Source organism: Bowmanella sp. JS7-9 (assembly GCF_004329715.1).
Lineage (GTDB): Bacteria > Pseudomonadota > Gammaproteobacteria > Enterobacterales > Alteromonadaceae > Pseudobowmanella > Pseudobowmanella zhangzhouensis.
Window position 1 is genome coordinate 19,146 of the sequence record NZ_JXSY01000013.1, and the last position, 25,222, is coordinate 44,367.

Sequence of the window (25,222 nt, forward strand, 5' to 3'; positions counted from 1 at the left end):
GTCTATGGCCACCCTTAACGATGTCAACCTTGTAATTTTTCCAAGGTTTACATCTGACTATTATTTGAGCTTCGTGGATTTACAATTCGACCAACGCCACATCTGGCATCCCTATACCTCTGCCTTGTCTCCGCTACCCTGCTACGGCGTAACCCATGCCGATGGTGTGTATTTGCATCTTGAGGATGGGCGTCAACTGGTCGATGGTATGTCCTCCTGGTGGGCTGCCATTCATGGTTATAACCACCCCCGTCTGAACGCCGCAGTCAAAGCGCAGGTGGACAAAATGTCCCACGTGATGTTTGGCGGGTTAACCCACGAACCGGCCATTGAGTTATGCAAAAAATTGCTGGATATGGCGCCAAGCGGATTGAACCGGGTATTTTTAGCCGACTCTGGCTCGGTGGCGGTAGAAGTGGCGATGAAAATGGCTATTCAATACTGGGCTTGTCAGGGCAATACCAGTAAACATCGTTTTGTTACCGTCAGAAATGGTTACCACGGCGACACCTTCAACGCCATGTCGGTATGTGATCCGGTTAATGGCATGCACAGTTTGTTCAGCAAAGCGCTGAGTCCGCAACTGTTCGCCCCTGCACCGCAAACCCGCTTTGGCCATGCCTGGAATGAAGATGATTTCAGTCCCATGGTTGAGTTGGTCGAGCGCCACCACCATGAAATTGCCGCATTGATCATTGAACCTGTGGTGCAAGGGGCTGGTGGTATGCGGTTGTACCACCCCACGTATCTGCAGCGTTGCCGACAATTGTGTGATCAGTACGATATTTTGCTAATTGCTGATGAAATCGCCACCGGCTTTGGTCGCACCGGCGAATTGTTTGGCTGCGATCACGCGCAAATCAGTCCGGATATTATGTGTTTAGGCAAAGCACTGACCGGCGGGTATATGACGCTGGCGGCGACCCTGTGCAGTGAAGATGTGGCATCTGGCGTCTGTCAGGGGCAGCCCGGTGTCTTTATGCATGGCCCCACCTTTATGGGCAATCCACTGGCCTGTGCAGTGGCCTGCGCGAGTTTAGACATTCTTAATGAAAACCACTGGCAGCAACAGGTACAGCAGATTGAACAACAGCTAAAACATGAGCTCGCCCCGTGCAAAACGCTGCAAAGCGTTGCTGATGTGCGGGTGTTAGGGGCAATTGGTGTGGTGGAAACCCGTCAACCGGTGGATATGGCGAAAATTCAGCGTCAGTTTGTCGAATTGGGCGTGTGGCTCCGGCCCTTTGGCAAACTGGTGTATGTCATGCCGCCATACATCGTCACCCCGGCGCAACTCAGTCAGCTAACCAGTGCCATCTTTAAGGTATTAAGTTAACGCGGCGTTTACCTGGCCATCCAGATCAACATCAGGCCACTACCGGCAGCGAACAACAGAAACACCACATTACTCCAGCTTGAGTCGGTAGCTCGGCGTGCGCGGACACGGCGTAACACAGTGCCGGCGAGCGACAATAATACACAAATAGCAAGCAATCCTTGCAGGTAGGGTAACAAGGTGGCATTCCATTCTGCGCGGGTTTCAATCCCCCAGAAGCGCTGCACCCCGGTCTGCAACTCAGGCCGGGCGAAATGAAAAATAATTGAGGCGATAATAAACATTATCCAGCCGCCAATACTGGCTAGCTCTAAAAATCGGACCCCGGCATCCTTACCCTGGCGCCGCTCGTCTGCGGACGGTGAATTTATTGGCTTTTTCATATTATTTTTCTTGTTTCTGACAATTAGCTAAGTAACATAAGCGACCTGCTTTTATCCAGGCTGCCGCGCGCCTAACTGATTATTTTTTAGCTAGTGTGTCAAAGACGAGGTGCAATTGCATCCCCTGCGGTAAGCTTTCGAACAAAAATCATAACCTAAACAGGGATCACCTTGGGATGATCCACGGAGAAACACATGGCGCATGCCCCGGTAACTGATGTCTTAGCGGGTAAATTCCCGCTGGGTAGCGATGTAACCATCAAAGGTTGGATCCGCACCCGCCGCGATTCTAAAGCGGGCCTTTCATTTTTGGCTGTTCACGATGGTAGCTGCTTTGACCCTGTGCAGGTCATCGCATTGGATACCTTACCCAATTATGAAGACATCAAACGCCTGACCACCGCCTGCTCTGTGGTCGTCAGTGGTGTGGTAAAACCGTCTGAAGGTCAGGGTCAGGACTTCGAAATCGAAGCCACTGCAGTCGAGGTTATCGGCTGGGTAGAAAATCCGGATACCTACCCCATGGCACCAAAACGCCACAGCATGGAATACCTGCGTGAACACGCGCACCTGCGTCCACGCACTAACGTCATCGGCGCGGTTGCCCGCGTACGTAACTGTCTGTCACAAGCCATTCACCGCTTTTTCCACGAGCAAGGCTATTTCTGGGTCAGCACCCCGATCATGACCGCCAGCGATACTGAAGGTGCCGGTGAGATGTTCCGCGTGTCTACGCTGGATATGAACAACCTGCCCCGCACCGACAAAGGTGACGTGGATTACAGCCAGGACTTTTTTGGCAAAGAAACCTATCTGACGGTATCGGGTCAGTTAAACGGTGAAACCTACGCCTGTGCCCTGTCCAAAATCTACACCTTTGGCCCGACGTTCCGTGCGGAGAACTCCAACACCAGCCGTCACCTGGCGGAATTCTGGATGATTGAGCCAGAAGTGGCGTTTGCCGAGTTGAGCGATATCGCCCAGCTCGCCGAAGACATGCTCAAGTATGTGTTCAAAGCCGTACTGGCAGAGCGCCCGGATGATATGAAGTTCTTTGCCGAGCGCATCAACCCGGAAGCCATCTCACGTTTAGAAAAAGTGATCGGTCAGGACTTCGTACGCATGGATTACACCGATGCCATTGAGATCCTGCAGGCCAGCGGTAAAAAATTCGAATTCCCGGTTGAATGGGGTATGGATTTGGCGTCAGAACATGAGCGTTATCTGGCGGAAGAGCATGTTGGCGCCCCTATCATCATGCAGAACTATCCCAAAGACATTAAAGCATTCTATATGCGCTTAAATGACGATGGTAAAACTGTCGCCGCGATGGACGTGCTGGCGCCGGGCATTGGTGAAATCATCGGTGGTTCACAGCGTGAAGAGCGTCTGGATGTGTTCGATGCTCGTCTGGACGAGATGGGTCTGAGCAAAGAAGATTACAGCTGGTACCGTGACCTGCGCCGTTATGGCACCGTGCCGCACGCTGGTTTTGGTCTGGGTTTCGAGCGACTGGTCGCCTACGTGACTGGCATGGCCAACGTGCGAGACGTGATCCCGTTCCCACGTACCCCGGGCAACGCAAGCTTCTAAAGCATTACACATAAAAAAGCCGCGACGATTCGCGGCTTTTTTGTATCTGCAACTAACTACCAGGAGCCATACATAGGATTGGGCAGCACAATCACGTCCCCGCCCCAGCGTTTTAGCAACGCATCCACATCGGCATCTTCCTGCGTAATGAATTCCACATCTTCAATATTATCTCCCACCTGCATCAGAATTTGATGAGGTTGCTTCCAGCTTGCCGGCATTTGCTTATCTACGACTAAACAATCCGGGTTACCTTGCCTGATTTGCTGACGGCGCAGATCTTTATCATTAATAATGGTTTTATGGTCGATGGCCTGCTTATCTTGTGCACGACGCCCTACCAAACAGGTATTATCCGCAGATAAAGGTAAGCCCAGCGCCAGCAGGTTAGCCCAGGTATGGCTATCCAGCGATTTATCCCGGTTAGTGATCAGCATTAACTTACCGCCACCGGCCAGCACCGCATCAATAAAACCAGCCACCCCCGGCACCAGACTGGCTTTTTCACTGATTACCCAGTCTTTCCAGCTTTCGCGTGAATAGCCTTTACCCATGCGCTCACGCATCGCCTGATACGCACTGTTATCCAGCACGGTTTCATCGATATCCATCACCACCACCCACGGGTTTTGTGGCAGGCTGCGGGCGCGAACAGAGTCGGCAGCGCTTTGATAAATCGCGCTGGTGATCACGCGGTACTCTTTACTGGTGGTCTGCCATTTTACGGCGTTGCTCAGCGGTTTGGGCGCCGCTTTTAATGTCAATGATACCGGGCAATGGTCGCTCAGCATCGCTTTGCGCTGCATATTCTCATATACATGTATCTCGGCTGCAGGCACCTGCACATCACCGGCCCAGCCACCGGCAAGAATATGATCGATAGGTGCCGGATAACGGGCGTCGCAGCCAATCAGGTCACGGGTTGTTATCTGCAGGCTCGACGCAGAACCATCGCTATTTTGGGTTAATGTGCGGGTCATGCGGTTATAGCTGGCGGACAAACGATGGTTAAAATCGCCCAGCACCAGATACGGTTTGCCGGCCTTTTCACGCTGTTCTACCCAACTGTCCAGTACAGGAGCCTGTTGCGCATAGGTTTGGCAAGCCGGAGAGTCCGCCTGACTGAAGTCATCGACAAAACATCCACTTTTCATATGCACATTAAGCAATTCAACCTGACCCAGAGCAGTGCTAACGGTTAAGCCAAGGCCAAAACGCAGACCCGGATTATTTAATGCCAGCGCATCAAATTGCTCAACCTGTACAACCGGTACAGATTTTTTAACTGCATAGGCGACTTTCTGTGGAGTAGACAGGTTGCCACTGCCGCGGCATTCGTACGCAGGACTATCGGCGCGCGCTGACATAATTACCTGCCAGTCAGACTCAGGAAAGACCGCTTTTACTGCGTCGGCAGATGCCACTTCCTGCAGCGCAACGATATCGGCACGTAACCCCGCAGCGTAAGCGCGTAATCTATCAAAATCGGCGGCCTGGCGCGGACGGCAACCGCCCTCAGCCGGCAAAGCCAGATGTTCCATATTCCAGGTAACGACCGTTAACCCTGCCAGCGATTGCGCGGTTGCGACCGGTTCGTTAACCGGTGCCAACGGCTTGGGCTGGCTAACCGCACAGCCGACTGTGGCCAGTACGCAGCTGCTTAGTAAGGCTGCACGTACAATGTTTTGCATGTTGAGAATTCCAATTTCGAAAAGCGGCAGGCTATTACATTTTCAGTGTAAATTCACCGATATTCGCCGTTAATTAATCAAGATAAGATGAATTACAGCGGCGCGCCTAGCGCCACTGCTCGTAGGTAGGCAGGCTCACTTCGCGGCTGCGCTGAGGCGATTCCCCTTGGGCGGTACCCACATACAAAAAGCCTACGATATGTTCTGACTCGGCCACCCCTAATGCTTGTTTAACCTGATCAAAATGTGCGTAAGGGCCAGTGCGCCAGATGGAATCAAAACCTTTGGCTCTGGCAGCCAGTTGCATGGCATACACAGCGCAACTGGCAGCACTGAATTGTTCACTGGCGGGTACTTTGGGATGCTCTGTCAGACGTGTAGTAATCACAACGACCATAGGAGCACGTAACGGTAATTCTGGCGCGCGGGCAATATCACGCTCGGATAGGTCATTATCTATGGCCGCCTGTTCGAAGATATCGCCCAGACGTTTTAATCCAAGCCCTTCACAGACAATAAAATGCCAGGGTTTGAGGCCAGCGTGATCCGGCACACTGGCTGCGGCTTGCAACATGGTATTGAGGGTGTGTTGATCAGGTGCTGGGGCCTGTAAGCGTGGCATAGAAGAACGGGCCAATAAAAAATCTACAAAATCCATAGTGCCTCATAACAATGAAAAGATCGGACGTCCTGCCTAAAAATATCAGAACTGCCCACATTCTAAAGCGGTTCTGCAAAATTTTTATTCGACGCCATCAGCCGACGTTTAATCCAATAGTCGACACTGGTGTAGCGACCGCCGCCACTGAATAACAGCATCAGGAGCATTAAAAAGTAGGTAGCTGCGAACTCTATCCCATTGTTTAGGATGACAAAATTACCACTACTGGTGAGCCAGTCATAATGGCCATACTGTTGCAAAATATCGCGGGCCATGTTGAGTTTTTCAGCCGAACTGGCTATCGCCTCATTACCGCTGGCCAGCCAACTGGAAGGATCCGCGATGGCCAGCCAGCCATTCTGCCAGTGCACGATAAAGGCCGCGACCAGCATCGTCACCATCAAAGGAATGGCGCTTAACCGGGTGGCAAGCCCCAGCAGCAATAAAATAGCGCCGATAATTTCCGTGCCGGTCGCCAGCGCAGCCATCAGGCCCGGCAATGGCAGCTCTAACGGATGTTCAAACCAACTCACCGTATCGCCGAAATGCATGGCTTTGTTCCAGCCGGCCTGCAATAACACCGGCGCCAGATACAGACGTAGTAGTAATGGCCCGATGCCATCGAAATGTGAAAGCTTTTGCAGTGATTGCTGATATAAGGCGAACATAACGTCCCTGTGCTGTAATGAGTGTTTTGCATAGGAGCGTGTTGAGCGGGGATTTATTTCATGACAACACCAGAAAAACCGCATAACGCTGGTGCGTTAGCCCAATTACATCAGGCTAAACGCCAAAACGTCGCGCACCGCAGCGGCAGTGCGCGCTTTCTTGCTCGCCTGGCAGATGAAGACCATCAGCGAATCGCCTTATTAATTCGCAAATGGCTTGAACAGGACGCGCTTAAATAGCCGCCGCCAGTTCTGCGCCCTGACGAATCGCGCGCTTGGCATCCAGTTCAGCGGCCACATCGGCACCACCAATCAGATGCACTTTCACACCGGCATTGTTCAATCCGTCATATAAGGCACGCAGCGGTTCCTGACCGGCACAGACAATCACGTTATCGACTTCCAGCAGCATTGGCTTGTCGTTAACAGAAATATGCAGGCCCGCATCATCAATTTTGTGGTACTCAACACCCGGGATCATTTTCACCCCTTTGTGTTGCAGTGAGCTGCGATGGATCCAGCCAGTGGTTTTACCCAGCCCCGCGCCGACCTTAGTCGTTTTGCGTTGCAGCAACGTCACGTCACGGGCAGCAGGTGGATGCTCGGCTTTGGTCACCGCGCCGCGCTGCGCATATTCTTTATCAATGCCCCAGGCTTTCATCCACTGCTGGGGTTGCAGCGCCAGTGAATCTGGCTCTGTCAGATATTCAGCAATATCGAAGCCGATACCACCGGCACCGATTACCGCAACTTTTTGTCCGACCGGTTTATGATCACGCAGCACATCCAGATAGCTCAGCACTTTGGGATGATCCGCGCCTTCTAACTTCAATGCACGTGGCACGATCCCTGTTGCCAGAATGACTTCATCGAATTTGCCTTCCAATAAAGACTCAACGGTTTGTTCGGATTGCAAATGTACCTGTACGCCAGTGGCCTCAATTTCATATTTGAAATAGCGCAGGGTTTCGTAAAACTCTTCTTTGCCCGGCACCTGTTTGGCAAAGTTAAACTGCCCACCAATTTCACTTGCCTTATCAAATACATGCACTTCATGGCCACGACTGGCAGCGTAACAACTAAACGCCAGACCGGCTGGACCTGCCCCCACCACCGCCAGACGTTTCTTGTGATTGGTCAGGGTGAAGTTCAGTTCGGTTTCATAGCCCGCCCGTGGATTGACCAGACACGAGGCGCGCTTTCGCTCGAACACATGATCCAAACACGCCTGATTACACGCAATACAGGTATTGATACGCTCGGCCTGCCCCGCCGCCGCTTTATTAACAAAGTCCGGATCGGCCAGGAAGGGTCGGGCCATCGAGACCATATCAGCCTGACCGCTGGCCAGCACCTGCTCAGCCACGGCCGGATCATTGATTCGGTTAGTGGTAATCAATGGCAGTGACACTTCGCCTTTGAGCTTTTCCGTCACCCAGGTAAACGCCGCGCGAGGCACGGACGTCGCAATGGTAGGCACCCGCGCTTCGTGCCAGCCAATACCGGTGTTGATTATCGTGGCGCCGTCCTGTTCCAGCCATTTGGCCATTTGCACCACTTCTTCCCAGCGGTTACCACCGTCAACCAGATCCAACATGGATAAGCGGAAGATAATAATAAAGTCATGACCGACAGCGTCGCGCACGGCCTGCACGATTTCGCGCGCGAAGCGGGCGCGATTTTCAAACGAGCCACCATATTCATCGCTACGCTGGTTGGTGCGTGGACAAATAAACTGGTTAATCAAATACCCTTCTGAGCCCATAATCTCAACGCCGTCGTAACCGGCCTGGTGCGCCAGTTTGGCGCACTTGGCGTAGTCTTTGACTGTACTGCGGATCCCGAATTTGGACATAGCACGAGGTTTAAACGGGCTAATCGGCGCTTTAATAGCCGATGGCGCAACCGCCAACGGATGATAACCATAACGCCCGGTGTGCAGGATCTGCATACAAATTTTGCCATCGTGGGCGTGCACCGCGTCGGTAATCACCTCATGGGCTTTAGCGTGCTTACTTTTCGCCATTCGCGCGGCAAACGGCATAACCCAACCTTCGCGGTTAGGACTGATACCACCGGTAACGATAAGGCCAACACCTCCTGCTGCACGTTCGGCGTAAAAGGCAGCCATTTTTGCATGACCATCCTTTTCTTCCTCTAAGCCGATGTGCATCGAGCCCATCAGGGTGCGGTTTTTCAGTGTCGTAAAGCCTAAATCTAACGGCGCAAATAAATGTGGATACAGGGCATTTGTTGTCATAATTTTCTACTGGTCTTACCTGTGATTGTCTCAGTGTATCGAAAAAATCAGCAAAGCGGTAATTCATAATTGATTACATTTGATTGATTTCACTATGCAAAAAATTTGTTAGGATTCAAGGTCTGTAAAAAGAGGATACGTGCCCTTATGTCACAAAACAGTAGTTGGACGAAGCGAATTTTCGTGGGTTTATGGACGGCCCTGAACTTCTGCCGTAAAGCATTTTTCAATATTATCTTCCTGTTAATCGCCGGTTTTATCCTTATCAGTTTATTCAGCGGCGAAGAAAAAATGGTGGTACCGAAAGGCTCTGCTTTGGTGCTCAACCCCTACGGCAATCTGGTGATTCAGAAACGTTATGTGGATCCACTGGATAAATTCCTGCAAGAAGCGTTCAACCAACCTGAAGACGAGCCGGAAGTTCTGTTATCGGATGTCATCTTCGCCATCGACAATGCCCGAGAAGACAAGCGCATAAAAGCACTGATACTGGACTTAGGCGGTCTGGCCGGCGGTATGGATAAGCTGGAACAGGTTGCCCGCTCTATCGACAAGTTTAAAGAAAGCGGCAAACCAGTCTATGCCATCGGCGACTACTACAGCCAGGGTCAGTATTACATTGCGGCGCACGCCGACAAAGTGTATCTCAATCCCATGGGCGTGTTGCTGTTTGATGGCTACGGCAGCTACGGCATGTACTTCAAATCCATGTTGGAAAAAATCAAAGCCACCACCCACATTTTCCGCGTAGGTACCTACAAATCATTCGTTGAGCCATACATTCGTGACGATATGTCACCGGCCGCCAAAGAAGCAAATCAGGCCTGGTTAAGCGAGATGTGGAGCCTGTATAAAACCAATGTGGCCACTGCCCGTGGCTTAGACATTGCCCAGTTCGATGAAAAGATCGAATCCTTCCTGGCTAAATTTGATGAAGCCAACGGCAGCTTTGCCCAGTATGCGTTAGATAATGGCTGGGTAGACGCCCTCGCGACCCGTGATGAAGTGATTGCCAGCATTACCGAAGTCGTCGAACCGGCGGATAACAAGCGCGGTTACACCCACATTACCTATCACGATTATGATCAGGTGATTCGTTCTCCATTCCCAAAAGTACACGGTGACAACAATGTGGCGGTTATCGCGGCACGCGGCAATATTCTTGATGGTTTCCAACCAGAAGGCAGCATTGGCGGCGACTCTACCGCTATGTTACTGCGCAAAGCACGTCAGGACGACAGCGTTAAAGCTGTGGTGCTGTATGTGGACTCGCCGGGAGGCAGCGCGTTTGCCTCAGATATCATTCGCCGAGAAATCGATTTAATTAAAGCCGAAGGCAAGCCAGTGGTGGTTTCCATGGCCAGCGTGGCGGCCTCGGGTGGTTACTGGATTTCCTCCGGCGCAGACCAAATCTGGGCAGCCCCTTCGACCATTACCGGCTCAATTGGTGTGTTCGGCATGTTCCTGACATTTGAAAACTCGCTGGATTACCTGGGCGTTCACGCTGATGGCGTAGGCACTACGGATTTCTCTGGTATGAGCATCGCCCGCCCACTGGATCCGCGCATCGGTCAAATTTTCCAGCGCAGTGTCGAGCACACCTACCACAACTTTATCCAGATGGTTGGTCAGGATCGTGGCATGAGTCCGGAAGAAGTCGATCATATCGCTCAGGGACGCGTGTGGATTGGCAGTACGGCCAAAGAAATCGGCCTGGTTGATGAATTAGGTTATTTGCCGGATGCCATCAAAGCGGCGGCTGATTTGGCCAAACTGGATAAATTTGACACCAAATATATCCAGCGCGAGCTGAATGAACACGAAATCATGATGCAAAAGCTGTTTGGTAATGCCGCTGTTTGGCTGGATAAAGCCAATGTGACCACGCCACATACTGGTCTGCTCACTTTAGCCAGACAGGCACTGTCGCGTTTCGATTCGTTAACCCGCTTTAACGATCCGCAGGGCACCTACGCATTCTGCCTGCCCTGCAGCGCCGAATAAATTATCTGTATGACGCAAGGCAACCCCCGGGTTGCCTTTCTTTTACACAAAAAATAACAATTTTTAGCCTTTCTCAAACGGTTTAGAAATTTACACGAGATTTCAGGCTGTTATGATGCACCACAGGTATGATGTAAATGCCTGCTGTAGTTTTGCTTGGATATTGAAACAGATTTTGTCATCGCGACACACCTACCCCAATACCAGTAATTTTCGGTTCTCTACATCGACCTTACTCACTCAACGAAAAAATACATTTAGGAGATGTTATGTCCAAACAAACTGGCACCGTTAAATGGTTTAACGAAGCCAAGGGCTTTGGTTTTATTACCCAGGACAACGGCGGCGCAGACGTTTTTGTTCACTTCCGTGCTATCACCGGCGACGGTTTCCGCACTTTAGCGGAAGGGCAAAAAGTGTCGTATGATACTGAGCAAGGTCAGAAAGGCCTGCAGGCGGCTAACGTACAAGCACTGTAACAGCTGCTTTAAGGCTAAAAAGGATGCGCTGGCATCCTTTTTTTTTCCCCACAAATGAGGTGAGTTAAACGATGTCATCAACCGATTGGTTTCTGTTGCTGTTATTACTGTTGGTGTATGTGATTACCCGCAGCTGGATTGTCGATGCAATCGAGCGCATCGCTATCAGTAAAAATACCCCAATGCAGCGCAAACTGATGATTCGGCAAATCATGCATGTGGCCCATTCTGCATTGTTTATCTTTCTGGCCAGCGTGATTCTGGGAATTGATTACGGCAAATTCGTGGTATTTATGTCGTCCGCGTTTGCCATTTTAGGTGTCGCGCTATTTGCGCAGTGGTCGATTTTGTCGAATCTGACCGCAGGTGTGGTGATTTTCTTTAAATTTCCGTATCGGATCGGTGACCGCATCCGCATAGTTAACAAAGACTTTGATCTGACCGGCATGATTGAAGAAATCACCAGTTTTCATGTACTGATTCGTCACGCTAACGGTGAACTGATCACCTATCCGAATAATCTCATCCTGCAAACGCCGGTGATTAAATTAAGCAATACCCCTGACTCTACCTTGCAGCTAAACCCAGCCGATAACGAGAAAAAGCGTCCGGCTATTGAGTCTGATTAATTTTCATTCAAAATCAGTTGGTTATATCAAGATGTAACACGAGTTGTTACATCTTTGTTTACCTAAAAAGCATCATTACAAAAAATCTCTCCGTACAATTAAACCATTCGCGTTGGACAGACGACTTAGTGCTATCAGGGGATTGGTTGTTTTTGCTAATTAGTAGCGATAATCGCTAAAAATCTGCCTCATCCTCGCACAACATATTGTCCATAACAGTTTAACTTATTGTATTTATTGACTTTTTAAGTATGGCACACACTGTGCAATGAGTGGTGTAAACACACTAATCAGTGTCACGACTTAGATCAGGGGAAGAACATGCAACACAAATTCGTAAAATCACTGCTCGTTACCGCCATGCTGGCCAGTTCAGGATTATTAACCGGTTGCGGCGATGCCGAAGCGGTTAACACCACCGAATCCAAAAAAGAAGCCGTGCTGGCGATTCCGGTTGAAGTTGCCACCCTGAGTCGCGCGTCCATTTCGCAAAACTATGCCACCACAGCCGTGTTAGAAGCCAAAGAAGAAGCCTTCGTGGTCGCGCGTGCATCGGGCATCGTTGATCACATCATGGTGGAAGAAGGCGATTACGTAGAGCAGGGCCAGGTACTGGCGCAACTGGAAACCGAGCGCTACGAGCTGAATCTCAAGCGTGCCGATGCCAACCTGGTTGGGATCCAGAAAGAATTGCAAAAAGTGCGCGATATGCACAAAAAGAACCTGATTAGTGATGATGCGCTGGATAAACTGCAAGCCCAGTATGACGCGGCCAAAGCGGCACTGGAGTTGGCGAAACTGGATTTAGCCGAAACCACCATCAAAGCCCCAATCGCCGGTTTTATCGCCGAGCGTAACGCTAAAGTAGGCAACCTGACTGAGTCATTCCAACGGGAGCGTATGTTCCATATCGTGCAGCAAAAAGTGTTATACGGCATTGTGCATTTGCCTGAAAAAGAATTGGCCAGCGTGCACAAAGGTCAGCAAGCCACACTGCAACTGACTGCCCTGAATAACACCACGGTAGATGCGTTCGTCGAGCGCATCAGCCCGGTAATTGATGCGCAAACCGGCACCTTCAAAGTGACCCTGCGTGTACCGAACGATGATGCCAAGCTCAAATCCGGTATGTTTGCCGAAGTAAAGCTTAACTATGACACCCACCAAAACGCGCTGGTGATGCCCCGCGATGCGTTGCTGGATATCGACCAGACCCTGAACGTGTTTGTGGTGAAAGAAGGTGTAGCAACCAAGACCCCGGTTAAAGTTGGTTATCAGGAAAACGGTATGGTCGAGATTCTGGACGGTTTAAGCGACGGTGTGCAGGTCGTTATTACCGGTCAACACAACCTCAAGGACAACGCCCCGGTTGAAGTGGTAAAAGGCTAAGGAGTCAGCCATGAGCATCGTAGATATTTCGGTAAAACGTCCAGTCACCATCTGGATGTTTACCTTCGCCGTACTACTGTTCGGCTTCGTGTCGCTATCAAAACTGTCGATTAATCTGTTACCCGAGTTGTCATACCCTACCCTGACCATCCGCACCAATTACACCGGTGCAGCACCGGGTGAGGTGGAACAGCTGGTATCTAAACCCATTGAAGAAGCCATCGGCGTGGTAAAAGGCGTACGCCGCGTAGAGTCCACCTCAAAAGCCGGCCAGTCAGACGTGCTGCTGGAATTTGAATGGGGCACGGAAATGGATATGGCCAGCCTGGAAGTTCGTGAAAAGCTGGACATACTGCAACTCCCTCTGGATGTGGAACGCCCGGTGTTACTGCGTTTCAACCCTAATCTGGATCCTATTATTCGTTTTGGTCTGGGGCAAACCGCCGAAGATGGTGGTGCCAAAGCCATGGATATGGCTCAGTTAAAGGCCTTGCGTACCTACGCCGAGCAGCAACTTAAAATTAAGTTGGAATCTGTTTCCGGCGTCGCATCGGTGCAAATCGGTGGAGGTCTGGAAAACGAAATTCAGGTACTGTTTGACCAGCAGCGTATTGGCCAACTGGACATCAGTGCCAACGACATCGTTACCCGCCTGCGTGCTGAAAACATCAACAGTGCCGGTGGCCGTGTAGAAGATGGCAATCAGGAATATCTGGTGCGCACGCTCAACCAGTTTGAAAGCCTGGATGAAATGCGCGACTTGTTTATCGCCACCCGTAATGGTCGTCATATTCGCTTAGGTGACATTGCCGACGTGCACGATGCCCACAAAGAGCGCACCTCTGTCACCCGCTTTGAGGGGCTGGAAGGCATCGAAATTGCCATCTATAAAGAAGGCGATGCCAATACCGTGGAAGTGGCAGAGAACGTCGGCAAACGTTTGCAAGCCATCAATAAAGATTTGCCGGCGGGTTACAAAATTCAGTTGGTGTATGATCAATCAACTTTTATTGCCAATGCGATCAGCGAAGTAAAATCTGCCGGTATTGTTGGCGGTTTGCTGGCCATGCTGGTGCTGTATCTGTTCCTGCGTAATATCTGGCCAACCCTGATCATCTCGATCTCCATTCCGGTGTCTATCATCGCCACCTTTAACCTGATGTATGGTAACGATATCAGCCTGAACATTATGAGTCTCGGTGGTATTGCCCTGGCGATTGGTTTGCTGGTGGATAACAGCATCGTGGTATTGGAAAACATCGACCGTCTGAAAAAACGCGGTGTTTCGATTCAAACCGCGGCCAGTGAAGGTACCAAGGAAGTCTCAACGGCCATCGTTGCATCAACCCTGACCACCATTGCGGTGTTTTTCCCACTGGTGTTTGTGGAAGGGATTGCCGGCCAGTTATTCCGCGATCAGGCGCTGACGGTAACCTTCGCTCTGGCCGCGTCGCTGGTGGTGGCACTGACCATCATTCCTATGCTGGCAGCCCGTGAAATTGGCCAGCGTAAAAACGCTGAGCCTGACGCCCCCGTTGATTTAGGCAGCCGCTTTACTCTGGATAAAAATGTACAGCGTGGCTTTTTTGGCAAGTTGTTTTACTACCTGCGCCGCTTTATCAATGCGATTTTCTGGGCGATTGGTCAGGTGTTTAAATATGTCTTTATGGCTGTCAGCTTTGTTGTAGTCACGATTGCAGCCTTGATCAGCAAAGCGTTTGGTCTGGTATTCAAACCGTTCGCGGCGCTGTTTAACAAAATTTATGATGCACTGGAAGGTGTGTACCAAGGTGCCCTCAAACGTGCCATGCAAGCCCGTACCCTGGTATTTGGCGCGATTGTGGGCATCAGTGCCTTGTCGGTTACGTTACTGCCACAATTAGGCATGGAATTAATCCCGTCCATGGCACAGGGTGAGTTTTATGTGGAAGTCACCTTGCCATCCGGCGCCCGTTTAGAAAATACCGATGAGGTGTTAAGTGAACTGGCAGGCTTTACCCAAACATTACCTCAGGTTGCACGTACCTACTCTTTAGCCGGTACAGGTAGCCTGATGAATGCCAGCCCGGGTCAGGGCGGCGATTTCTGGGGCCGCTTAAATGTGGTGCTTAAGCCTGAACACAAAGATCAAACCACCGCGGTGATTGAAAAAATGCGTGGCTTCCTGCGCAATCAGGCCGGTATTAACGCCAAATTTGGCGAACCGGCGCTGTTTAGCTTCGCCACGCCGCTGGAAATTGAAATCGTCGGCTATGACCTAAACAGTCTGCGCCGCTACGGCGACCAGATGGTGTCATTGCTAGAACAAAATGACCGCTTTGCAGACGTAAAATCCAACCTGCAGGCCGGTCACCCCGAACTGCGTATCCATTTCGATCATGCCCGTCTGGCGCAGTTAGGTCTGGATGCACCCAGCGTATCTAAACTGATCGCCACCAAAGTTGGCGGTGAAGTAGCGAGTAAATTCTCACTGGATGACCGCAAAGTCGACATTCTGGTGCGCGCCGATGAAGCCCAGCGTGACTCCAGCAGCGACATTGGCAATATGATTGTTAATCCGGGTGGATTCCCTGCCGTACCGTTATCGGCGGTGGCTGATATTCAGGCCAGCGTTGGCCCGTCAGAAATCAGCCGCATTGGTCAACAACGTGTGGTCGTGGTGTCTGCCAATCTCGCCTACGGTGACTTAGGTGAAGCAGCCATTGAAGCCGATGCGCTGGTAAAACGTCTGAATCTGCCGGCCAGCATGTCTGCCCGCGTCGGTGGTCAGAATGAGGAAATGGAAAGTTCGTTTAACTCACTGTTGTTCGCGCTGGGACTGGCAATTTTCCTGGTCTACATCGTGATGGCGTCGCAGTTTGAGTCGCTGCTGCATCCGTTCCTGATCCTGTTCACTGTGCCGCTGGCCTGTGCCGGGTCGATTTACGGCTTGTTCCTGACCGGCGCTAATATCTCAGTGATTGTGTTTATCGGCCTGATAATGCTGGCGGGGATCGTGGTCAATAACGCGATTGTCCTCATTGACCGCATCAATCAGTTACGTGAACAAGGCATGGATAAAGCCGAGGCGATTTTCCAGGCTGCCAGTTCACGATTACGTCCGATTCTGATGACGACACTGACCACCACGTTAGGCTTATTACCAATGGCGATGGGCGTCGGTGAAGGGGCGGAAATTCGTGCGCCGATGGCCATTACCGTTATCTTCGGTCTGATGTTTGCTACCTTGCTGACCCTGTTCCTTATCCCGGTACTGTACAGCCTGTTTGACCGTAAAGCCTTTGCTGTGGAGGGTGCGTATGAACAAGCTTGAGTCTGTTAGCGCCGGGCTGGCCACGTTCGCCCTGCGCCGCCCTGTTACCATCGGCATGCTGTTTTTCTCACTGCTATTGCTCGGCATTGCGGCCAGCCGCCTGTTGCCACTGGAAAAATTTCCGGCCATCGATGTACCGTTTATTGTGGTGGTGACCCCCTACCCCAATGCCACCCCGGTGGAAATTGAGAAGATGATCACCAAACCGGTCGAAGAAGCACTGGCGACTATGTCCGGCATAGAGCGGATGCAATCGTTCTCATTCGAAGACCGCTCTGAGGTGATGATCGAATTCAAATGGGATGAAAACCTCAAAGCGAAAAGCGTTGAGGCCCGTGAAAAAATCGATGCGATCCGCCATTTACTGCCGGATGACGTGCAACGTGTGATGGTTTACAAATGGAACACCTCAGACGAACCCATCGTGCAGTTGCGCGTCTCGTCAGAGAAAGATCTGTCTAACGCCTACGACCTGCTGGATCGTAACCTGAAAATGCAGCTAGAGCGTGTGCCGGGTGTCGCGCGGGTAGAATTATACGGTGTGGATAAACGCCAGATCTCTATCCGCATCGACTCCGAGCGTATGGCGGCTTTGCATGTGAACCCCAACACGCTGGCGCAAACTCTGCGCAACGCCAACTTCTCGATGACGGCCGGGCATTTTTTCGATAACAACGAAAAAATCACCATCAACCCGCAGGGTGAATACCGCTCCATCGATGAAATCCGCGAACTGTTTGTGGCCAAAGGCATTCGTCTGCAGGATGTGGCAGACGTGCGTTTAGAAACGCCGGAGCGCACCGAAGGCCGCCATCTGGATCAAACCTATGCGGTGGGTTTTAACGTCTATCGTGAGTCTGGCAGTAATCTGGTCGAGGTCGCGGATCGAGTCATGGCCGTCATTGATGATGCCAAGACCAATCCAACCTTTGATGGCATTAACCTGTTTGTCATGCGCAATCAGGCCGATAACGTCACCCAATCGCTGAGCGATTTGCTGGATGCCGGTTTAATTGGTGCGCTGTTATCGGTGCTGGTGCTATATGCCTTCCTGCGTCAGTTCCGCGCCACCCTGATTGTGGTGCTGTCGGTGCCGTTCTCGGTGTGTATCACACTGGGCTTTATGTACTTCTTTGGCTACTCGCTGAATATTCTGTCGATGATGGGGCTGCTGCTGGCGGTCGGCATGCTGGTGGATAACGCGGTGGTAGTCACCGAGAGTATTTATCACGAGCGTGAAGGCAACCCGAATCCCCGTTCTGCGACACTGGCTGGCGTGAGCAAGGTGAGCCTGGCGATGATCGCCGGTACGGCCACCACTGCCATCGTGTTTTTACCGAATATCGTCGGGGAAAAAATGGAGATCACCATTTTCCTTGAACACGTGGCCATAGCGATTTGTATCTCGTTGTTCGCCTCGTTGCTGATTGCGCAAACGCTGATCCCGTTACTGTCGACCAAAATCACCTTCCGCCCCAAAGCCGAGCAAAAGCCATCACGGATGCTGGCCTGGTATAAATCAGCGGTGGAATGGACCTTGTTCTATCAGTACCGCGCCTTGTTTATCGCGATTTTGCTGGTTGCCGGCACCATTGTGTTACAAGGCATGGTGAAGTCAGATCAGGATGGCGATCACGGTAATAACCGGGTGTGGCTGAACTACAACATCAACGCCAGTTACTCGCTGGAAGAGGTGGAAAAAACAGTCAGTGCGGTTGAAAAGTACCTGTACGACAACCAGGAAAAATTCTTTATCACGCAGGTGTATAGCTGGTACACGCCGGGTCAGGCGGTATCGGGTATTTCCCTGCAAAAAGACCTACCCATTCCGCAAGCAGAGTTGCGTGACATGATCCTCAAAGACATGCCCAAACTGCCCCGCGCCAACCCCAGCTTTAAATGGGATGACAGCAACGGTGGCGGCGTGCGCCTGACCCTGCTGGGCACCTCATCTGACGTACTGATGAAAATCGCCGATAACCTGGTACCCGTTTTGGGCAATATCGAAGGCCTGCAGGACGTACGCACCGATATCGGTGAGAAAAAGTACGAACTACAACTGACCATCGACCGCCAAAAAGCCTATCGATTCGGGCTGGATGCACAAACTATTGGTTCAGTGGTGTCCACGGCGCTGCGGGGTTCCAACCTGCGTACGTTCCGCAACGATGAGCGTGGTGAAGTCAACATTCGCATGTTGTTTGATGAAAACCTGCAACATTCGGTGGCCTTGCTGAAAAACCTGCCGCTGACCCGCGTCGGCACCCAGAATGTCACGCTGGATATGGTGGCTAGCCTGACGGTGTCACCCCGTCTGTCGCAGGTTAATCGTTTCTATCGTCAAACGGCACTGAGCATCGGCGCCAACCTCAAGGAAGACTTTACCCTGGAGGAAGCGCGTAAGAGCATCGAAAACGTGATGCAACACATTGCCCTGCCCGATGGCTACAGCTGGACGCTGGATGGCAGCTTCCGCCGCCAGGAGCAGGCGGAGAACGTGATGCTGACCAATATGTTACTGGCGGTATGCATGATCTATGTTGTGATGGCGGCACTGTTCGAGTCCATTTTACTGCCCACCGCCGTGATCACCTCACTGGTATTCTCCTTCACCGGGGTATTCCTGGCATTTATTCTGACCGGCACCAACATGGGTGTGATGGGAATGATAGGCATGCTGATCCTGATGGGCATAGTGGTGAATAACGGCATTGTGCTGGTCGATCGCACCAATCAGTTGATTGACAGTGGCATGGATGTACGCACAGCCATCGTACAGGGCTGTTTGGATCGGGTTCGCCCGGTACTGATGACCGTTGGCACCACGGTGCTTGGGCTGGTGCCGCTGGCCATGGGGGGCACGCAAATCGGTGGCGATGGCCCACCCTATGCGCCAATGGCTATTGCGATTATCGGCGGCCTGATCGTTTCCACGGCAACCAGTTTGTTGCTGCTGCCACTGACCTATCTGTTGTTACTGAAGTTACGTCAGAAGACAGCAGGCGTATTGGGCTCGGTACGGCGTACCATTCGTCAACTGCCCGTGATTGGCACCCCACAGTAATAAATTAAAACAAGGCCACCATCAGGTGGCCTTTTTGTTTAATCCGGTTGTTACAACCCCCTATTTATTACTACGCTTTACCTATCTTCCCGCTACCGGAAAACCCAGTTTGGATTTGTCGTTCTGGCATCATTTTCAAGAATCTAATTCCGCATTAAATGCCGAAGAAAAGCGTCGCCGTCTGACGTTTTATTTTATTTCCTACGTGGGTGGCAGTTTTATGCTGCTATTCGCTATCAATGACTTCAGTAGCCACAACTGGCCGCTCCTGACGATGTTATTTGCGGGCGCTATTCTGGCGTTTGCCAATGCGGGGCTGTCGAATATCTACCAGCACAAACCGATTTTTTACTACATCGCAGCGGTGCTGGACTCGCTTATTGTACTGGGGCTGACATATTCAGGGGGGCATCAGAATACCGGCCTGTACTGGATATTCCCGTTAATACTGATTCAAGTTTTTATTGTCGGCTACAAAATCGGCATTGTGTTCGTTGCCCTGACAGTAGCGGGTATGCTGTATCTGATTGCTCATCAGGCAGATATTCCTGCCAGTTACCCGCCTGAGCACCTGAGCCGTTTTTTTGCGGCGTTTACAGCGTTCATATTTACCGCGTTTATTGGCGAATACTTTTGGCAGCGCAGCCATCATGAGCTCACTAAAGACAATCTGGAAAAGTTGCGTCAGGCCAATACCGATCCCCTCACCCGCCTGCCCAACCGGCGGTTTTTAGACTCGGTATATTTAGAACGCGCGATGGAAAACCCGGTGGATTATTTCCCGCTAAGCGCAGTGGTGGTCGATGCAGATCATTTCAAAGCAATTAATGACCAATTTGGCCATGACGTAGGCGATAACGTACTGATTTATCTTACAGAATTAATGAAAAACAACATTCGCCAATCGGATCTGGTAGCGCGCACCGGTGGTGAAGAATTTTTGATTTTGTACCCGAAAACTAGCTTAAGCACCGCAGTTAAACTGGCTGAGAATATCCGTCAGGAAATCGCCAATAAACCCTTCAAGCAAGGTGACATCAGCTTACCGCTTTCTGCCAGTTTTGGCGTAGCAACCGCGCTAACCGATACCAACATCAATGCCGCATTAAAACTGGCTGACGAGAATTTGTATCTGGCCAAACAGCGCGGCCGTAATCAGGTGGTGTAACCCCTACTGGCTGCGTTTAATACCTTGGTAGGTAAACAACGGCCCAATCAGCTCAAATAAAATCGTCGCCGCCACCGTAACGGTAATCAGCACATCCTGATGCTCGGGAAAATACTGGCCGGCCAGTAACGCCATGCCCAAGGCCACACCGGCCTGCGGCAAAAGAGACAAACCCAGCCAGGAACGCTGCACATGGCTCAACTCTGTATTTGGCGCAATCCATGCCGCAATCACCCGCGACGCAATCCGCAGCAGCACATAGGCCAGCAGAATATCCACCACCAGCCAAACCTGATCCAACGTGGCACTGGCACCGGCCAGAATAAAAAACAACACCAGTAAGGGCTGCTCGACGAATTCAATATCGTGCAAATGCTCCTGACTTTCCCGGGCGCGGTTAACCACGACCATGCCCATCACCATGGCAGACATCAGAAACGACACGTGCAGGTAAAACGCCAACCCGCCGCATAAAAAGATCAGGCCAAGTGACTCCACAAACACGTTATCACGATCATCCTTCATGCCCAGCAGATAAACCAATACCAGCCCCATCACAGCCCCCAGAGTTACCGCACCGCCTAATTCCCACAGCAAGGTAAGTAATGGCGAGCCGGTATCGTTTTGCCCCATCAGGCTCAAACCCGCCATCACCAGTGAGAAGAGAATCAGCCCGGCAGCATCGTCCAGCGCCACAATGCCCTGTAAAAGCCGGGTAAAACGGTTGTCGATGCCAGTTTGGCGAATTACATCATAGGTGGCGGCAGGATCGGTCGCGGCGGCCAGTACCGCAAAGATCGCCGCCATAGAAAAAGGTAAACCCAGCCAGTACAACCCAAGGGTAACGATAAAAAACGTGCCCAGCGTGACGCTCAGGGTAATCAGCGTCACACTGCGGGCATATTGCTGCAGGTAGTCCAGGGTAAGTTTGGTGCCGAGCAAGTAGCCGACAATCAGTAACGTTACCGAGCTGATACTGTCAAACCACAAGGTGGTATGGCCATTTAACGAGTCACCCGCAAGCTGCCCCACCAACATACCACTTAAGATAAACAGCGACGCCCGGGGAATATTAAATCGACGTGCCAGGGGACTGATCAGCAACGTAATCAGAAAAAATCCGCCTATCAACATCAACCAGCCAGCTTGTTTGTCCATCGGCCCTCCTCATTCACAACCATTAGAGCAGAATGTGCAACAAGGAGGTAGCATCAGGATCAAGTATTGTCGGGTTACGCCTGCACCAATCGGCTCAACGGGCTTACCACACCATTTGCTCCCTGCTGCAACACGTGGGTATAGATTTGCGTAGTTTTAACATCAGAGTGCCCCAACTGCGCCTGTACTGTCCTTATATCAGCGCCACTTTGCAGCAGGTGGGTGGCAAATGAATGCCTGAGCGTATGAGGCGTAACGGGCTTAACCAAACCCGCAGCTTCTACAGCACGCTTTATCGCTTTACGTACGCCGGTGGGATGAAAATGATGCCGCCTGATTTCTCCGGTTGCAGGGTCCGCGCTAAGATAATGGGAAGGAAATAAGTATTGCCAGGCAAGTGATTTATTTGCAGAGGGATACTTCTTCGCCAGTGCATGAGGCATCCATACACCTGCATAGCGTTTATTTTGAATATCCAGTTGCAGATACTCATTCACCTGAATGATTTGGTTTCTGATTAAGGGGACAAGTTCAACTGCCAAAGTAACGATGCGGTGCTTGTTGCCTTTACCATTCCAAACCCTGACACATTTGTAGTCAAAGTCGATATCCTGAACCCGCAGTTGGACTGCCTCCATACTGCGCAGACCGCTACCATACATGAGTGCGGCTATTAAATAGTAACGCTTACTCAATCTGGACATAAGCAACTTTACTTCATCCGGGGTGAGAACAATAGGTAGCTTTGGCTGGCGGCTGCACTTGGCAAAATTCAGACTCGGCGACAGCTCGTTTTTAATAATATGCTTGTACAGGAATGATAAAGAATTTAGCGCCGTGGCCTGGGTACGTGGTGGCACATTGGCGTTTAGAGCTAAATACTCTAAGTATTGCTCTACCTCATTATCCCCCATTGACGCTGGATGGCGTTTCCCATGAAAACAGATAAATGCCGAAATCCACTTTAAGTAGGTTGACACCGTCCTGATAGAATAATGCCTAAACAGCATGTACTCCGAGATGTGGTTTAAGAAAGGAGATCTTGAGTTCATGATCTTCATACATGCAACTGTACATATATACAGTTATAGTAGCATTTCCCCTATATTCAAGAAAACGACCCATTGGGTCGTTTTTGTCCCGTTGCAAATTGGCAACACAGATAAAAATTCACTGTATAGCAATCACTTACGGGATCTGTTAAAAATGGCGAAGGAGAAAAACGCGCGACGCGTCGGCAGAAAAACGACCCAATCGCGCACTATTAAATTGTTATAAATTGTTGAGGTAACGCGCTTGCGATGGATGATGATTTCACTATTAGTTGCTATTGGTACAGGGTGCTCAATGAACCCTCGAGTAGAGCAGCAAGACGATAGATTTAGTGTAGATATCTTTCGCTTCGATGGAGATCATCAGGCGATAGTAGAAGAGGAAGTTGATAAGGCCAAAATTTGCGAAAATGGATACGAAATCTTGTCTACAAAGCAGTTTGCCTTTGGTTGTCCTGTTTTTGGAATTCTGCCGGCAGATTGCGTCGGTACGAGTTACATCGGGCAGTGTAAAAATATTGAATAGAATTTATAACAAGGGTGGCCAATATGCGGCTATCGCCGCGGGACTCGCATTCGCTCGCCCTTGCCACCGGCGTTAAACGTCATTTCGATATCAGGATAAAGCGACAATATGGATAAAGGCCTAGTAACAACCAGCAGTCTTTTGGATAAATCAGTAAATGGCCTGTTGGACGACTTTGGCGCGGGAAACTCTGCACCGGGATCAGGAAGCGCAGCTGCGCTTATGGGAATATTGGCTGGAAAGCTAATAATTACAGTTTGCAGCCTGAGCATCAAAAAAGCCGCCCAAGAAAAACGCGCAATTGATGACGGTACTATTAAATCAAATCAATTAAAATTCATTCCTTTTGAGAATCAATTTCAATTCATAATTGATGACATTAAGAATAATATTGAGCCCGAGTTGAAATACCTTTTCGAAGAAGACTCTAAGGAATTTGAACAAGTCGTCGAGCTAAGAAAGCAGAGGATTCAGGCAGGAAATGACGGCAACAAAGAATTGCAATCAAAATATAGCAAAGAATCATTAGATAAGTTACAACATGTAACTGGCTTTGTTTTTCGAATTTCAGATCAGTGTTTTAAATTGATTGATCATGGAAATTTCATTTTCGATAAGGCCTATACTGCCGTGAGAGGAGACTCCGGTGCAGCAATCAGCGCGGCAATAGCCGGTGTTACGTCTTCGATATTTATCATCAATTTAAATCTCGTTTCACTTAGCCGAAGAAATTGGTCTAAAGATAAAAAGAAAGCTTGTGATGAAATGTACGAGAAGCTCCAGAAAAAGCAAATCGAAGCTTTCACAAGAGTAGGCGCACTAAGCTCTGAAGTTGTAGAAACAATGCAGTTTAATATAGATGACGTTTAACAAGCAGCAGCAACGGACTGTCAAACCTGTCACTCAAATTGCTGCGCAATTACGTGCCAGCTTTTCCAGCCGCTGTGCTGGGCGTTATATTTACTCTCAGACATTGGAGGTTTAAATGAGAATAGTGCTTTTCCTTAGTTGTTTCATTTTGCTTGCCGGATGCAATTCTTCAGACAATATTCATCCTGATTACACTTTTCAAAAAAGCTTGAATTATAGTGAGTTGGTCGAACGTCACTATAGCCAGTTAGCATCCACACAAGGCTATAAATATGAATCAAAGGCCTTAGTAACAGAGCACAATAAGCATTGGCCTCCACTAGCTAAAAAGTGCCGAGCTATGTTGGAAGATGAAGGCAAAGATGCATTTCAGTTCGTTTTTGTACTTGATAGCAAGGGGAACGTTATAGACTCTCGTTCTCCAACCTCAGGTAAAGCAGCGGCTTGCTTCTTAAATGGAATAAAGGAAATAAAATATCCATCACCTCCTTTTGAATACTGGTATGAACTCGTTAACGTTAAATAGTAAATATAACAAGTTAAATCAGCGGAAAACCACTCGCTACGCTCGCGTTTTCCGCTGTTTAAAGCGTTATACGGATTAGTATGAAAAAGCCAGAAAGTTACGAATTACGAAAATATGGCCGACTCCCCATAAATCTTATTGCGCATTTAAGTCTGAGCTACAGCTTTCTTTTTGATTGGGACTATAAATTATTCACATTTTTCTGCAGCCTATTGTTTATTTTATTCTCCGAACTAATTTTATTTAACAAAGAATGTAGGTCATACATGAAACATCTGAAAGAGGTTCGCTTGGAGGAATACAGAATTGCTACCGAAGAAAGATCTGTTTCAGAAAACATAGCAATTTACAGAGAGAGACAAAGAGAATTGCGCAATTCAAAAAAGTGGTGGCAGTTCTGGGTATAAATCCGTATAACAACGCCAGTCTAGCAAGGACTGCGCTACACTAAG

20 protein-coding genes are annotated in these 25,222 nt (G+C 50.1%); 13 read left to right on the top strand and 7 right to left on the bottom strand.

What is annotated here, in order from left to right; all coding sequences use genetic code 11:
* Positions 1-4 precede the first annotated feature (4 nt).
* Positions 5-1,336, top strand: coding sequence for an adenosylmethionine--8-amino-7-oxononanoate transaminase (gene bioA, locus TK45_RS07375; RefSeq protein ID WP_131258006.1), 1,332 nt, complete (start codon positions 5-7; stop codon positions 1,334-1,336).
* An 8-nt stretch (positions 1,337-1,344) separates the two neighbouring features.
* Here the strand turns inward: bioA and TK45_RS07380 are convergent, their stop codons facing one another.
* Positions 1,345-1,719 (bottom strand): hypothetical protein, encoded by a 375-nt coding sequence (locus tag TK45_RS07380; RefSeq protein WP_131258007.1) that lies wholly within the window; start codon positions 1,717-1,719, stop codon positions 1,345-1,347.
* 195 nt (positions 1,720-1,914) lie between these two features.
* On the opposite strand from TK45_RS07380, the gene asnS reads away from it, so the two are divergent.
* On the top strand, positions 1,915-3,312 hold the full coding sequence (gene asnS / locus TK45_RS07385; RefSeq protein WP_131258008.1) for an asparagine--tRNA ligase: 1,398 nt from the start codon (positions 1,915-1,917) through the stop codon (positions 3,310-3,312).
* Between the two features lie 56 nt (positions 3,313-3,368).
* Here asnS and TK45_RS07390 read toward each other — a convergent pair whose 3' ends face one another.
* From TK45_RS07390 to TK45_RS07400, 3 genes are all read right to left on the bottom strand, one after another.
* On the bottom strand, positions 3,369-5,003 hold the full coding sequence (locus tag TK45_RS07390; RefSeq protein ID WP_131258009.1) for an HAD family acid phosphatase: 1,635 nt from the start codon (positions 5,001-5,003) through the stop codon (positions 3,369-3,371).
* Positions 5,004-5,109: 106 nt separating this feature from the next.
* Complete coding sequence (locus TK45_RS07395) at positions 5,110-5,661, bottom strand: nitroreductase family protein (RefSeq protein ID WP_131258010.1); 552 nt, start codon at positions 5,659-5,661, stop codon at positions 5,110-5,112.
* Positions 5,662-5,723: 62 nt separating this feature from the next.
* The gene (locus TK45_RS07400) at positions 5,724-6,332 is read right to left on the bottom strand and encodes a DoxX family protein (protein WP_131258011.1); all 609 of its coding nucleotides are present in this window, start codon (positions 6,330-6,332) and stop codon (positions 5,724-5,726) included.
* A gap of 60 nt (positions 6,333-6,392) precedes the next feature.
* On the opposite strand from TK45_RS07400, the gene TK45_RS07405 reads away from it, so the two are divergent.
* On the top strand, positions 6,393-6,572 hold the full coding sequence (locus tag TK45_RS07405; protein WP_131258012.1) for a hypothetical protein: 180 nt from the start codon (positions 6,393-6,395) through the stop codon (positions 6,570-6,572).
* Here TK45_RS07405 and TK45_RS07410 read toward each other — a convergent pair.
* Positions 6,565-8,592: an NADPH-dependent 2,4-dienoyl-CoA reductase gene (locus tag TK45_RS07410; protein ID WP_131258013.1), complete on the bottom strand. Its 2,028-nt coding sequence runs from the start codon at positions 8,590-8,592 to the stop codon at positions 6,565-6,567. The genes TK45_RS07405 and TK45_RS07410 overlap by 8 nt on opposite strands.
* Before the next feature lie 147 nt (positions 8,593-8,739).
* Between TK45_RS07410 and sppA the strand changes: the two genes are divergently transcribed.
* From sppA to TK45_RS07445, 7 genes are all read left to right on the top strand, one after another.
* Positions 8,740-10,596 (top strand): signal peptide peptidase SppA, encoded by a 1,857-nt coding sequence (sppA, locus tag TK45_RS07415; RefSeq protein WP_131258014.1) that lies wholly within the window; start codon positions 8,740-8,742, stop codon positions 10,594-10,596.
* A 269-nt stretch (positions 10,597-10,865) separates the two neighbouring features.
* On the top strand, positions 10,866-11,075 hold the full coding sequence (locus TK45_RS07420) for a cold-shock protein (protein WP_131258015.1): 210 nt from the start codon (positions 10,866-10,868) through the stop codon (positions 11,073-11,075).
* A 71-nt stretch (positions 11,076-11,146) separates the two neighbouring features.
* Positions 11,147-11,704, top strand: coding sequence for a mechanosensitive ion channel domain-containing protein (locus TK45_RS07425; RefSeq protein ID WP_131258016.1), 558 nt, complete (start codon positions 11,147-11,149; stop codon positions 11,702-11,704).
* 321 nt (positions 11,705-12,025) lie between these two features.
* The gene (locus tag TK45_RS07430; protein WP_131258017.1) at positions 12,026-13,093 is read left to right on the top strand and encodes an efflux RND transporter periplasmic adaptor subunit; all 1,068 of its coding nucleotides are present in this window, start codon (positions 12,026-12,028) and stop codon (positions 13,091-13,093) included.
* 10 nt (positions 13,094-13,103) lie between these two features.
* A complete protein-coding gene (locus TK45_RS07435; RefSeq protein WP_131258018.1) occupies positions 13,104-16,406 on the top strand; it encodes an efflux RND transporter permease subunit in 3,303 nt (1,100 codons plus the stop codon).
* A complete protein-coding gene (locus TK45_RS07440; protein WP_131258019.1) occupies positions 16,393-19,470 on the top strand; it encodes an efflux RND transporter permease subunit in 3,078 nt (1,025 codons plus the stop codon). Before TK45_RS07435 ends, TK45_RS07440 begins: the two co-directional genes overlap by 14 nt.
* Before the next feature lie 34 nt (positions 19,471-19,504).
* Complete coding sequence (locus TK45_RS07445) at positions 19,505-20,638, top strand: GGDEF domain-containing protein (RefSeq protein WP_254426561.1); 1,134 nt, start codon at positions 19,505-19,507, stop codon at positions 20,636-20,638.
* Positions 20,639-20,641: 3 nt separating this feature from the next.
* Here the strand turns inward: TK45_RS07445 and TK45_RS07450 are convergent, their stop codons facing one another.
* Positions 20,642-21,796: a cation:proton antiporter gene (locus TK45_RS07450; protein ID WP_131258020.1), complete on the bottom strand. Its 1,155-nt coding sequence runs from the start codon at positions 21,794-21,796 to the stop codon at positions 20,642-20,644.
* 74 nt (positions 21,797-21,870) lie between these two features.
* Entirely contained in the window at positions 21,871-22,848 is a 978-nt protein-coding gene (locus tag TK45_RS07455; protein ID WP_131258169.1) for an integron integrase, read from the bottom strand.
* Positions 22,849-23,092: 244 nt separating this feature from the next.
* Between TK45_RS07455 and TK45_RS07460 the strand changes: the two genes are divergently transcribed.
* From TK45_RS07460 to TK45_RS07470, 3 genes are all read left to right on the top strand, one after another.
* On the top strand, positions 23,093-23,374 hold the full coding sequence (locus TK45_RS07460) for a hypothetical protein (protein ID WP_131258021.1): 282 nt from the start codon (positions 23,093-23,095) through the stop codon (positions 23,372-23,374).
* Between the two features lie 108 nt (positions 23,375-23,482).
* Positions 23,483-24,244 (top strand): cyclodeaminase/cyclohydrolase family protein, encoded by a 762-nt coding sequence (locus TK45_RS07465; protein WP_131258022.1) that lies wholly within the window; start codon positions 23,483-23,485, stop codon positions 24,242-24,244.
* Between the two features lie 115 nt (positions 24,245-24,359).
* Positions 24,360-24,770 (top strand): hypothetical protein, encoded by a 411-nt coding sequence (locus TK45_RS07470; protein ID WP_131258023.1) that lies wholly within the window; start codon positions 24,360-24,362, stop codon positions 24,768-24,770.
* Positions 24,771-25,222: the final 452 nt, after the last annotated feature.